5 protein-coding genes, 2 tRNA genes and 3 rRNA genes are annotated in these 13,073 nt (G+C 55.1%); 4 read left to right on the top strand and 6 right to left on the bottom strand.

Going from position 1 to position 13,073, the window contains the following annotated elements:
- Window positions 1-603: 603 nt before the first annotated feature.
- The 5 genes from rrf to ACL2XF_RS20510 form a co-directional block, all read right to left on the bottom strand.
- Window positions 604-719: ribosomal RNA gene (gene rrf, locus ACL2XF_RS20490) — 5S ribosomal RNA — on the bottom strand.
- A gap of 126 nt (window positions 720-845) precedes the next feature.
- Window positions 846-3,759 (bottom strand): 23S ribosomal RNA (locus ACL2XF_RS20495).
- A gap of 389 nt (window positions 3,760-4,148) precedes the next feature.
- Window positions 4,149-4,224: transfer RNA gene (locus ACL2XF_RS20500), tRNA-Ala, on the bottom strand.
- 291 nt (window positions 4,225-4,515) lie between these two features.
- A tRNA-Ile gene (locus ACL2XF_RS20505) sits at window positions 4,516-4,592 on the bottom strand.
- A gap of 72 nt (window positions 4,593-4,664) precedes the next feature.
- Window positions 4,665-6,207, bottom strand: a 16S ribosomal RNA gene (locus ACL2XF_RS20510).
- The 16S, 23S and 5S rRNA genes sit together here with 2 tRNA genes alongside, the layout of an rRNA operon.
- A gap of 467 nt (window positions 6,208-6,674) precedes the next feature.
- Here ACL2XF_RS20510 and ACL2XF_RS20515 point away from each other — a divergent pair.
- Window positions 6,675-7,364 (top strand): FadR/GntR family transcriptional regulator, encoded by a 690-nt coding sequence (locus ACL2XF_RS20515; RefSeq protein WP_410012830.1) that lies wholly within the window; start codon window positions 6,675-6,677, stop codon window positions 7,362-7,364.
- Between the two features lie 91 nt (window positions 7,365-7,455).
- On the opposite strand, the gene kup is transcribed toward ACL2XF_RS20515, so the two are convergent.
- Complete coding sequence (kup, locus tag ACL2XF_RS20520; RefSeq protein WP_410012831.1) at window positions 7,456-9,324, bottom strand: low affinity potassium transporter Kup; 1,869 nt, start codon at window positions 9,322-9,324, stop codon at window positions 7,456-7,458.
- Window positions 9,325-9,564: 240 nt separating this feature from the next.
- Here kup and ravA point away from each other — a divergent pair, with 240 nt between their 5' ends.
- From ravA to asnC, 3 genes are read left to right on the top strand one after another with little or no spacing between them, the layout of a single operon-like run.
- Window positions 9,565-11,064: an ATPase RavA gene (gene ravA, locus ACL2XF_RS20525; protein WP_410012832.1), complete on the top strand. Its 1,500-nt coding sequence runs from the start codon at window positions 9,565-9,567 to the stop codon at window positions 11,062-11,064.
- A 6-nt stretch (window positions 11,065-11,070) separates the two neighbouring features.
- Window positions 11,071-12,540 (top strand): ATPase RavA stimulator ViaA, encoded by a 1,470-nt coding sequence (gene viaA / locus ACL2XF_RS20530; protein WP_413727442.1) that lies wholly within the window; start codon window positions 11,071-11,073, stop codon window positions 12,538-12,540.
- Between the two features lie 43 nt (window positions 12,541-12,583).
- A complete protein-coding gene (asnC, locus tag ACL2XF_RS20535; protein WP_410012834.1) occupies window positions 12,584-13,045 on the top strand; it encodes a transcriptional regulator AsnC in 462 nt (153 codons plus the stop codon).
- The last annotated feature ends 28 nt before the right edge of the window (window positions 13,046-13,073 follow it).

Consider the following 13,073-nt stretch of genomic DNA (forward strand, 5'->3'; position numbering starts at 1 on the left):
GCCAGATGCTATTTTATTACCAATGGGTACCCTTTTGCCCTGCTGGCTTGCCTGTTTTATCGCTATGAAAAAGCCCTCTGTTTGCACAGAGGGCTTCGTCAATGGGATGCCTGACAGTTGATGCCTGACTGCGCCAGGCACCCTGCGGGCCGTCGCCTGCGGCTCCGTTCCACCGGCGTTGCCGGGGGTCCTACTCTCTTACTCGAGTAGCGAACCGCCAGGGTTACGGACATGAAAAAGCCCTCTGTTTTCTTTGAGGGCTTCGTCAATGGGATGCCTGGCAGTTGATGTCCGCCTGCGGCGGCCACCCTGCGGGCCGCCGCAAGCGGCGTTCAACAGGCTCCGCCTGTTGTCCTGCTCTCTGACTCGAGTAGCGAACTGCCAGGGTTACGCACATGAAAAAGCCCTCTGTTTTCTTTGAGGGCTTCGTCAATGGGATGCCTGGCAGTTGATGTCCGCCTGCGGCGGCCACCCTGCGGGCCGCCGCAGGCGGCGTTCAACAGGCTCCGCCTGTTGTCCTACTCTCTGACTCGAGTAGCGAACCGCCAGGGTTACGCACATGAAAAAGCCCTCTGTTCTCACAGAGGGCTTCGTCAATTGGATGCCTGGCAGTTCCCTACTCTCGCATGGGGAGACCCCACACTACCATCGGCGCTACGGCGTTTCACTGCTGAGTTCGGCATGGGGTCAGGTGGGACCACCGCGCTAGTGCCGCCAGGCAAATTCGTTTACCAACCGTCATCCTGCTACTGATGACCATCGGCCTTTATCCGGAACTTCGCTGAAAATTCTCTCGCCACCCCTGGGGGCAACGCTCTCTTCGCGTCAAACACTTTAGGTGTTGTAAGGTTAAGCCTCACGGGTCATTAGTATCGGTTAGCTCAACGCATCGCTGCGCTTACACACCCGACCTATCAACGTCATCGTCTTTAACGTCCCTTCAGGTGACTTAAAGCCACAGGGAAGACTCATCTCGAGGCAAGTTTCCCGCTTAGATGCTTTCAGCGGTTATCTCTTCCGCACGTAGCTACCGGGCAATGCCATTGGCATGACAACCCGAACACCAGTGGTGCGTCCACTCCGGTCCTCTCGTACTAGGAGCAGCCCCTCTCAATCTTCCAACGCCCACGGCAGATAGGGACCGAACTGTCTCACGACGTTCTAAACCCAGCTCGCGTACCACTTTAAATGGCGAACAGCCATACCCTTGGGACCTACTTCAGCCCCAGGATGTGATGAGCCGACATCGAGGTGCCAAACACCGCCGTCGATATGAACTCTTGGGCGGTATCAGCCTGTTATCCCCGGAGTACCTTTTATCCGTTGAGCGATGGCCCTTCCATTCAGAACCACCGGATCACTAAGACCTGCTTTCGCACCTGCTCGAGCCGTCACTCTCGCAGTCAAGCTAGCTTATGCCTTTGCACTAACCTCACGATGTCCGACCGTGATTAGCTAACCTTCGTGCTCCTCCGTTACTCTTTAGGAGGAGACCGCCCCAGTCAAACTACCCACCAGACACTGTCCTCGACCCAGATTATGGGCCGGAGTTAGAACATCAAACATTAAAGGGTGGTATTTCAAGGTTGGCTCCATGCAGACTGGCGTCCACACTTCAAAGCCTCCCACCTATCCTACACATCAAGGCTCAATGTTCAGTGTCAAGCTATAGTAAAGGTTCACGGGGTCTTTCCGTCTTGCCGCGGGTACACTGCATCTTCACAGCGAGTTCAATTTCACTGAGTCTCGGGTGGAGACAGCCTGGCCATCATTACGCCATTCGTGCAGGTCGGAACTTACCCGACAAGGAATTTCGCTACCTTAGGACCGTTATAGTTACGGCCGCCGTTTACCGGGGCTTCGATCAAGAGCTTCTCCTTACGGATAACCCCATCAATTAACCTTCCGGCACCGGGCAGGCGTCACACCGTATACGTCCACTTTCGTGTTTGCACAGTGCTGTGTTTTTAATAAACAGTTGCAGCCAGCTGGTATCTGCGACTGGCTTCAGCTCGGGGAGCAAGTCCCTCCACCTAATGCCAGCGTGCCTTCTCCCGAAGTTACGGCACCATTTTGCCTAGTTCCTTCACCCGAGTTCTCTCAAGCGCCTTGGTATTCTCTACCTGACCACCTGTGTCGGTTTGGGGTACGATTCGATGTGACCTGGAGCTTAGAGGCTTTTCCTGGAAGCGTAGCATCAATTCCTTCACCACCGTAGTGGCTCGTTATCACGCCTCAGTGTTGAATAAAAGAGCGGATTTACCTGCTCTTTCCACCTTCACGCTTAAACCGGGACAACCGTCGCCCGGCGAACCTAGCTTTCTCCGTCCCCCCTTCGCAGTCACACCCAGTACAGGAATATTAACCTGTTTCCCATCGACTACGCCTTTCGGCCTCGCCTTAGGGGTCGACTCACCCTGCCCCGATTAACGTTGGACAGGAACCCTTGGTCTTCCGGCGAGCGGGCTTTTCACCCGCTTTATCGTTACTTATGTCAGCATTCGCACTTCTGATACCTCCAGCAACCCTCACAGGCCACCTTCGCAGGCTTACAGAACGCTCCCCTACCCAACAATACCCGAAGGTATCGCTGCCGCAGCTTCGGTGCATGGTTTAGCCCCGTTACATCTTCCGCGCAGGCCGACTCGACCAGTGAGCTATTACGCTTTCTTTAAATGATGGCTGCTTCTAAGCCAACATCCTGGCTGTCTATGCCTTCCCACATCGTTTCCCACTTAACCATGACTTTGGGACCTTAGCTGGCGGTCTGGGTTGTTTCCCTCTTCACGACGGACGTTAGCACCCGCCGTGTGTCTCCCGTGGTAACATTCTTCGGTATTCGCAGTTTGCATCGGGTTGGTAATCCGGGGTGGACCCCTAGCCGAAACAGTGCTCTACCCCCGAAGATGAATTCACGAGGCGCTACCTAAATAGCTTTCGGGGAGAACCAGCTATCTCCCGGTTTGATTGGCCTTTCACCCCCAGCCACAAGTCATCCGCTAATTTTTCAACATTAGTCGGTTCGGTCCTCCAGTTAGTGTTACCCAACCTTCAACCTGCCCATGGCTAGATCACCGGGTTTCGGGTCTATACCCTGCAACTTAACGCCCAGTTAAGACTCGGTTTCCCTACGGCTCCCCTATACGGTTAACCTTGCTACAGAATATAAGTCGCTGACCCATTATACAAAAGGTACGCAGTCACCCTGATAAATCAAGGCTCCCACTGCTTGTACGTACACGGTTTCAGGTTCTATTTCACTCCCCTCGCCGGGGTTCTTTTCGCCTTTCCCTCACGGTACTGGTTCACTATCGGTCAGTCAGGAGTATTTAGCCTTGGAGGATGGTCCCCCCATCTTCAGACAGGATATCACGTGTCCCGCCCTACTCATCGAGCTCACAGCACTTGCACCTTCGGATACGGGGCTATCACCCTGTGTTGCCGGACTTTCCAGACCGTTCTCCTGATGCAAATGCTGATGGTGACTCTGGGCTGTTCCCCGTTCGCTCGCCGCTACTAGGGGAATCTCGGTTGATTTCTTTTCCTCGGGGTACTGAGATGTTTCAGTTCCCCCGGTTCGCCTCAATACGCTATGGATTCACGTAATGATAGTGCAACGAATTGCACTGGGTTTCCCCATTCGGACATCGCCGGCTGATAGCGCTTCATATCAGCTCACCGGCGCATTTCGCGGATTAGCACGTCCTTCATCGCCTCTGACTGCCTAGGCATCCACCGTGTACGCTTATTCACTTAACCTCACAACCCTAAAGTGTCTGTGTTGCGACTGGCTGCACACTGCCATGGCATCGTTGCGCGGTGCTCGCCATGCTCATGGACATTGAGTCCACTCCGCTGGCTGCGCGCCGTGCGCCTTGCCCTGACACTGTTCGCACAGTCTCACCCTGGTGAGGGTAAACCCTCGCCTGGGCTACAGAGATTGCCATCGACACGGCAATCATTAGGTTTGCTTGCTTTGAGAGAATCGCATACTGATTTTGCTCAGCATGTTTTTTTCAAATTTTCAGCTTGTTCCGGATTGTTAAAGAGCATGTATTTCGCAGCATACTGATACGCGGTTGCGTAACAATGTGCTCTGAAATAAATAAGAAAAACCAGACAATCTTACCACCCATCCCATCAGGAAATGGTGGAGCTAAGCGGGATCGAACCGCTGACCCCCTGCGTGCAAAGCAGGTGCTCTCCCAGCTGAGCTATAGCCCCAAGTCGTTTAACCTTTTAACATCAACCAGACTCTTTCCCGCACTGAAATTGCTGTGCATCAATTAAGCTACAAAGCAATGGCATTTAGAAAGGAGAACAACTTGATAGCCCATTCGTTTCCAGGCAAGGCGTGGGGTCACGAAGTTTATTGAAATAAACGAGTGGCGCCGTAATCCTGCACAGTAAAGAATGGACCAGTTCGCTTAGCCGCAGACAGTTTCGGCGCGAGTAACGCAGTGTGCGCAAGCACATGAGTCACGCAGCGGTGAAAATGACCAGGGTAAGTAGAACTGGTAGGCCTGAGTGGACTCGAACCACCGACCTCACCCTTATCAGGGGTGCGCTCTAACCACCTGAGCTACAAGCCTATAGAAGGTTTTTCTTGCTCGTTACAGTTATCAGACAATCTGTGTGGACACTTCACATTACGTATCTTTCGGTAAGGAGGTGATCCAACCGCAGGTTCCCCTACGGTTACCTTGTTACGACTTCACCCCAGTCATGAATCACAAAGTGGTAAGCGCCCTCCCGAAGGTTAAGCTACCTACTTCTTTTGCAACCCACTCCCATGGTGTGACGGGCGGTGTGTACAAGGCCCGGGAACGTATTCACCGTGGCATTCTGATCCACGATTACTAGCGATTCCGACTTCATGGAGTCGAGTTGCAGACTCCAATCCGGACTACGACGCACTTTGTGAGGTCCGCTTACTCTCGCGAGTTCGCTTCTCTTTGTATGCGCCATTGTAGCACGTGTGTAGCCCTACTCGTAAGGGCCATGATGACTTGACGTCATCCCCACCTTCCTCCGGTTTGTCACCGGCAGTCTCCTTTGAGTTCCCGACATTACTCGCTGGCAACAAAGGATAAGGGTTGCGCTCGTTGCGGGACTTAACCCAACATTTCACAACACGAGCTGACGACAGCCATGCAGCACCTGTCTCAGAGTTCCCGAAGGCACAACCTCATCTCTGAAGTCTTCTCTGGATGTCAAGAGTAGGTAAGGTTCTTCGCGTTGCATCGAATTAAACCACATGCTCCACCGCTTGTGCGGGCCCCCGTCAATTCATTTGAGTTTTAACCTTGCGGCCGTACTCCCCAGGCGGTCGATTTAACGCGTTAGCTCCGAAAGCCACGGCTCAAGGCCACAACCTTCAAATCGACATCGTTTACAGCGTGGACTACCAGGGTATCTAATCCTGTTTGCTCCCCACGCTTTCGTACCTGAGCGTCAGTCTTCGTCCAGGGGGCCGCCTTCGCCACCGGTATTCCTCCAGATCTCTACGCATTTCACCGCTACACCTGGAATTCTACCCCCCTCTACGAGACTCTAGCCTGCCAGTTTCAAATGCAGTTCCCGGGTTAAGCCCGGGGATTTCACATCTGACTTAACAGACCGCCTGCGTACGCTTTACGCCCAGTAATTCCGATTAACGCTCGCACCCTCCGTATTACCGCGGCTGCTGGCACGGAGTTAGCCGGTGCTTCTTCTGCGGGTAACGTCAATCAACAAGGTTATTAACCTTATCGCCTTCCTCCCCGCTGAAAGTGCTTTACAACCCGAAGGCCTTCTTCACACACGCGGCATGGCTGCATCAGGCTTGCGCCCATTGTGCAATATTCCCCACTGCTGCCTCCCGTAGGAGTCTGGACCGTGTCTCAGTTCCAGTGTGGCTGGTCATCCTCTCAGACCAGCTAGGGATCGTCGCCTAGGTGAGCCATTACCTCACCTACTAGCTAATCCCATCTGGGTTCATCCGATGGCGTGAGGCCCGAAGGTCCCCCACTTTGGTCTTGCGACGTTATGCGGTATTAGCTACCGTTTCCAGTAGTTATCCCCCACCATCAGGCAGATCCCCAGACATTACTCACCCGTCCGCCGCTCGCCGGCAAAGTAGCAAGCTACTTCCCGCTGCCGCTCGACTTGCATGTGTTAGGCCTGCCGCCAGCGTTCAATCTGAGCCATGATCAAACTCTTCAATTAAAAGCTTGATGCTCAAAGATTGTCATACTGTTAATCTTATGAATTAACTGTTTGTTCACTCTTCAAGACTTGGTATTTTGTGTTTCGATACGGTCTTGTGAATGCCCACACAGATTGTCTGATAAATTGTTAAAGAGCATGGCCAGCGTGCATCAATCTCACCTGGCGCGGGTTGCGTATATTACGTTTTCCCGCTGAAGAGTCAAGCTTTTATTTGCCCGAACCGGGCGCTTTTCCCTTCCCGACCCGGCATCGCGTTAGCGTTTGTTCCCGGTCAGTGGAGGCGCATTATAGGGACTTTCCCCAGCCTGACAAGGGTTAATTGGTAAAAATAAGCCAATCGGTTTATTTTTCAGCAAATCTTGGATAAATTCAGGGATCGGGACTGCATTTACGACATTTACCCCGCCATATGCCCGTGCGCAGGCATAATATAGAGTCAATTAAAACACATGGGACGGGACGCGATGCATTTGACACCGCAACAACAAGCCGCACAACGAAACCTTTCCTATATTCTGGCCGAGAAGCTGGGACAACGCATCCTGGCGGGAGAATATGCCGCCGGCGACATTTTGCCGGGTGAAATTGAGCTGGGCGATCTGTTTGGCGTCAGCCGTACCGCGGTCAGGGAGGCGGTGAAAATATTGGCGGCAAAAGGCATGCTCTTGCCCCGGCCGCGTATCGGCACGCGCGTCTTACCGCGCCACCAGTGGAATTTTCTGGATCAGGAATTACTAGGGTGGTGGGTCACCCGCGAGAATTTTGACGGCGTGATGGATCACTTCCTGGTCATGCGCACCAGCCTTGAGCCGCAGGCCTGCGCGCTGGCGGCGGTGAATGCCACCGATGAGGAAAAAAACAGGCTGGTGATGCTGATGGAGGAGATGCAGTTGCTGCATGCGCATTTTGACCGTGAACGCTGGATACACGTCGATGCCCAGTTCCACCGGCATATCTATGAAATCAGCGGCAATCCATTCCTTTCATCTTTTGCCAATCTGTTCAGTTCCATCTATCAGAACTATTTTCGCGCCATCGTCAGCGATGAAAACGTGAAGGCCGACCCGCACCAGGCTATCGTGGATGCCATTCTGGCCGGCGATTCGCGGGAGGCGATGGCGGCCTGCCAGCGGCTGCTGGCAGGAAACGATTAGTCAGCGGCGCAAGACGGCAAGCGGCCCCCGCGCCGCCGTTAACAAACGGCCTGCCGGGCTGGCTCGCCTGGAGGACAGATCAGCCGGCGACTTAGATTTCCACCTGGGTGCCCAGCTCGATAACCCGGTTAGGTGGAATCAGGTATTGATCGGGCGCACGCAGGGCGTTGCGGCTTAAGGCGATGAACAGCTTGCCCCTCACCAGCAGATACCAGGGGCGTTTACCCAGGATCAGCGATTCGTGGGACATAAAGAAAGAGGTCTCCATCATCCGGCACGACAGCCCTTCCAGGCCGCAGCGATGGAAAATTTCCTCCATATCCGGCGTTTCTTTAAAGCCGTAGCTCGCAACCACCCGCCAGAAGGTCGGCGAAAGCTGCTCGATGGTGACGCGCCGCACATTGTGTACAAATGGCGCGTCTTCGGTGCGCAGCGTCAACAGCACCACGCGTTCGTGCAGCACCTTGTTGTGCTTGAGATTGTGCAGTAGCGCAAAAGGAATGACGTTCATCGCCCGCGACATAAATACCGCCGTGCCCGCTACCCTGACCGGCGGCGATTTTTCCAGCGAGGCGATCAGCGCCTCCAGGGAATTGCCGTGCTCATGCATCCTGCGCAACAGCCGGAAGCGTTCGCTCTTCCAGGTGGTCATGACGATAAACATCAGGAAACCCAGCAGCAGAGGCAGCCAGCCGCCGGAGAAAATCTTCAGGGCGTTGGCGGCGAACATGGGAATATCCATGCCCAGCAGCAATATCAGCAATACCAACACCAGCAAACGGTTCCAATGCCAGTTTTTTATGGCGACGGTGCAGGACAGGATGCTGGTCAGCACCATGGTGCCGGTAACCGCGATACCGTACGCCGCCGCCAGATTGCTGGAATGCTCGAAGCTCATGATCACCAGCACCACGGCAACATACAGCAGCCAGTTAATAAAGGGGATATAGATCTGGCCGGATTCCATCTCGGAAGTATGGACGATGCGCATCGGCGGCAGGTAACCCAGGCGCACCGCCTGTCGGGTGAGGGAAAAGACGCCGGATATCACCGCCTGGGAGGCAATCACCGTGGCGAGGGTGGCCAATATCAATAAGGGAATCAGCGCCCAGTCCGGCGCCAGCAAAAAGAAAGGGTTCTTGATGGCGGCGGGGTATTTCAGCAATAACGCGCCCTGGCCGAAATAGTTTAATACCAGCGAGGGCAGAACCGCGCTGAACCAGGCGATACGGATCGGCAGCTTGCCGAAATGGCCCATATCGGCATACAGCGCTTCCACGCCGGTAATCGACAACACCACCGCGCCAAGGGCAAAAAACGAAATGGTTTTATATTGAATAAAAAAGCTTACCGCCCATTTGGGATTGAGGGCGTACAGCACTTCGGGATTGTCCATGATGCCGCGCGCGCCCAACACCGCCAGGGCCAGAAACCACACCACCATGACCGGCGCGAACAATTTGCCTATGCCGCCGGTGCCTTTTTTCTGGATAAGGAACAGCAGCGTCAGGACAGCTACGGATAAGGGGACGATATAGGCATCAAGCGACGGCGCGGCGATTTGCAGCCCTTCAATGGCCGACAACACCGAGATGGCCGGCGTAATCACAACCTCGCCGTAAAAGAAACTGCCGCCGATAAGCCCCATGATAACCAGCACCGAGGTCATGCGCGCCGACGTATTCCTGCCGGCCAGCGACATCAGGGTTAAAATACCGCCTTCCCCGGCGTTATCCGCCCGCATGACGAAAGACAGGTATTTGAAGGAAACAATAAGGATCAGCAGCCAGAAGATGAGCGACAGGAAACCAAGCACCGCGCCCCGTTCAACACCGAAACCATAGTGCCCTGCCAGGCATTCTCTGAGGGTATATAGAGGACTTGTGCCGATATCTCCATAAACCACGCCGATAGCGGCCAATGTTACCGCCGATAGGGATTGCTTATTCTCTCTACTCATAACCTCTTTCGCGCTGTAATGTATCCGTAGCGTTTGGTGGGCTTAATCCATAGCTCATCAAAAAGCGCACAGTATGCATGAAACTAGCAGAATACCTAATCTAATATCATCTTTCTTCGCATCGATATCAGCCCGTCGGGAAGAAATGACCCTGCCTCCCGCCTGTTTTCAGTCCTATCATTATAAAAAGCGGTAGTTTATTGTTGCGTCATCATAATTACTCGGGATCAGACATTTATTATGGCTCATTCATCCCCGCTGGTTGAGAGAATTTATCGCCTGAGCAGCGCGCTGGAAAGCGGGCTGTACGAACGGCAGCATACCGTGCGCCTGTGCCTGCTGGCGGCGTTATGCGGCGAAAGCGTGTTTTTATTGGGTCCGCCCGGCATCGCCAAAAGTCTTATTGCGCGCCGTCTTAAACTGGCGTTCAGCCATGCGCGGGCCTTTGATTATCTGATGACGCGCTTTTCCACACCGGAAGAAGTGTTCGGCCCCCTGTCCATCCAGGCCCTGAAAGAAGACGGGCGTTACCATCGCCTGACCAAAGGCTACCTGCCGGAGGCGGAAATTGTCTTTCTTGATGAAATATGGAAAGCCGGACCGGCCATTTTGAATACCCTGCTGACGGCCATTAACGAGCGGCGTTTTCGCAACGGCGATACCGAGCAGGTATTGCCGATGCGGCTGCTGATAACCGCGTCCAATGAACTCCCGGATAATGACAGCGGCCTGGAAGCCCTGTATGACCGTATGCTGATCCGTTTGTGGCTGCATAAGGTCAAAGAGAAAGCCAATTTCCACGCGTTGCTGATTCACACGGCTGATAGCGGGGAGCAGGCTTTACCCGACGGCCTGGGCGTTACCGACGAAGAATATCTGGCATGGCAGCCGAAAATAGATCTCATCAGCCTGCCGGCGGAATGTTTTGAATTGATTTACCTGCTGCGCCAGCGCCTGGATGCCGTGACTCAGGCGCCTTATGTCTCCGACCGGCGGTGGAAAAAAGCGTTGCGCCTGCTGCGGGCAAGCGCGTTTTTCAGCGACCGGCAGGCCATCGCCCCGATAGACATCATCTTGTTAAAGGATTGCCTGTGGCACGATCCGGACAGTCTGCAACTGGTGGAACGCCAGGTTGAATTGTTGCTTATCGAGCAAGGCTATCAACAGCAAACCATGCTGTTGAAAATCCAGGATATACAGCGGGAAAGCCTGGCGCACCGTCGCCGGCAAAACCAACGGCAGGCCCTGGCGTTCGAGTCGCGCAAAGGATTGATAAATCGTAAACCGGTCTATTCCCTGCCCGCAGCGATAACCGACGGCACCCTGCGGCTGGTATTGCAAACACCGCTGGTATTGCATGACGTCAACGTGACCCATATCGCCGTCGAGCGTGAGGCGCTGCAACAGTGGCTGCTTAAAGATACGGTTTTAAAAGGGCGGCTCAATAATATCGGCTTTGCCCAGCCCCTGGAGGTACGCATCAACGCCGAGCGACAGCTGGAAATATTGGATATCAGCCGGCAAGCCTCGCTATTGGCGCTGGAGGAGCAACTCCCGCCGGCGGCACCGCCGCAAGCGCTGCAAGAGGCGTTGGCCTTGGTGGAGAGGCAGTATCGCCAGCAGCGCGCCCGGTTCAGCGAACAGCAAGCCTGTCTGTTCATCCCGCGCGATTGGGTGGCTAAAATAGAAGATAGCCTGCTGGAAGTGTCCCGCCAGCTCGCGCAAGCCGGACAAGGTTAACCCATCGTGCTGGCCTTGAGCACTCTGGATTTATTTTTATCCATCAACGAAGGCGAGCTGCTGGACGATTTTATCCTGACGCTGCTTGCCAGCCCGCAGTTAGCCGTGTTCATGGAAAAATACCCGCTGTTCAAAACCGTTTTGCTCAAGCGCATGCCGGTTATCCGGCAACGTTTGGCACGGGTATTGATGGAAACCCGGGTTTCATCCGAACTGGCCACGGAGTTTTACCACTTCCAACACTGCCAACTGCTATCGCCAGGCGAGTTCAGGGACGCGCTTGCCCCCACTCTGGAACTGCTGCAGCGGCTTTCCTCGCCTTTTTATCCGGAGGCCGCAAGCCTGGCCGCGGCGGCGACCTTTGCCCGGGCGCGCCCGCAGGAAAGCTTCCATCCCCTGTTTTTACAGCGCTGGCGCATCGACCTGACGCTGAGGGCGGTCACCCTGCACCATCAGTTGCTGGATACGGAACGCGAACTGCTGCTTGACGAGCTCGCTCAGCAGCTGGCGACCAGCGGAGCGCTGGCGCCCCTGATGGCGGAAAACGAAGCCGCGGCCGGACGTTTGTGGGACATGGCCGCCGCGCAAAGGCAGCAGCAGGATTACCGCCAGTTGGTCCATTACGGCGAGTTTTTACGTCGGCAACCGGAATTACGCCGGCTGGCCGAAAGCTTGGGACGCAGCCGGGAAGCCCACGCCGCCGCCGCTCCCGAGGCGCCGCAGCAATGGATGCGGCTGCGGGTGCGCGAACCCATGGTACAACCCGAGGAAGTCGGCGGTATTCACCAAAGCGACGATCTGTTGCGGTTGCTGCCCACCGAGCTGGCAACACTGGGTATTGATGAATTGGAGTATGAATTCTACCGGCGGTTGCTGGAGAAACGCTTGCTGACCTATCGCCTGCAGGGCGAGGGCTGGCGGGAGCGGGTGGTAAAACAGTCGGCGCAGGGCGAGCAACGGCAACCGCAGCCGCGGGGGCCGTTTATCGTCTGCGTCGATACGTCCGGTTCGATGGGCGGATTTAACGAGCAATGCGCAAAGGCGTTCTGCCTGGCGCTGATGCGTATTGCGCTGGCGGATAACCGGCGCTGCTATATTACGCTGTTCTCCACCGGCATGGTCAGCTATGAGCTTAGCGCCCTATCCGGGCTGGAACAGGCGATCCGTTTTCTCGGCCAGCGCTTTAGCGGCGGCACCGACTTAACCGCCTGCATCGCCGCCCTGGCCGATCGGCTGGATACGCCCGAGTGGCGGGACGCGGACGCGGTAGTGATCTCCGATTTTATCGCCCAGCGTTTGCCGGACAAACTGGCCGCCAGGATAAAACAGCAGCAGCAGCGGCAGCTTCAGCGGTTTCATGCCGTTGCGCTGTCGTCCCTGGGAAAACCGGGTATCCTGAAGATATTCGATCATATCTGGCGCTTCGATACCGGCCTGAAAAACCGTTTGCTACGACGCTGGCGCCGTCAGGACTGACCGCCGGCAGCAGGGGTCGCCTGTTGTCACCAAAGAGGAAATAATGCCGGAAAATTATCAGATAGATGCGCTCGATCGCGCCATTTTGCAGGCGCTGATGGCCAATGCCCGTACCGCCTATGCCGAGCTTGCCAAGCAATTAGCGGTCAGCGCCGGCACCATTCATGTGCGGGTGGAGAAAATGAAGCAGGCGGGTATTATTACCGGCGCCCGGGTAGACGTCAGCGCCAAGCACCTGGGTTATGACGTCTGCTGCTTTATCGGCATCATTCTCAAGAGCGCCAAGGACTACCCGTCGGCGCTGAAAAAACTCGATGCGCTGGAGGAAGTGGTGGAAGCCTATTACACCACGGGGCATTACAGCATTTTTATCAAAGTCATGTGCCGCTCCATCGATGCCTTGCAGGAAGTACTTATCAACAAGATCCAGACCATTGATGAAATCCAATCCACGGAAACGCTGATCTCGCTGCAAAACCCCATCAGCCGTACGATCGTCCCCTGACGGCAAATTGTTATACCCCTATTGTCCA

It is taken from the genome of Sodalis sp. RH19, from assembly GCF_047324215.1.
GTDB lineage: Bacteria > Pseudomonadota > Gammaproteobacteria > Enterobacterales > Enterobacteriaceae > Acerihabitans.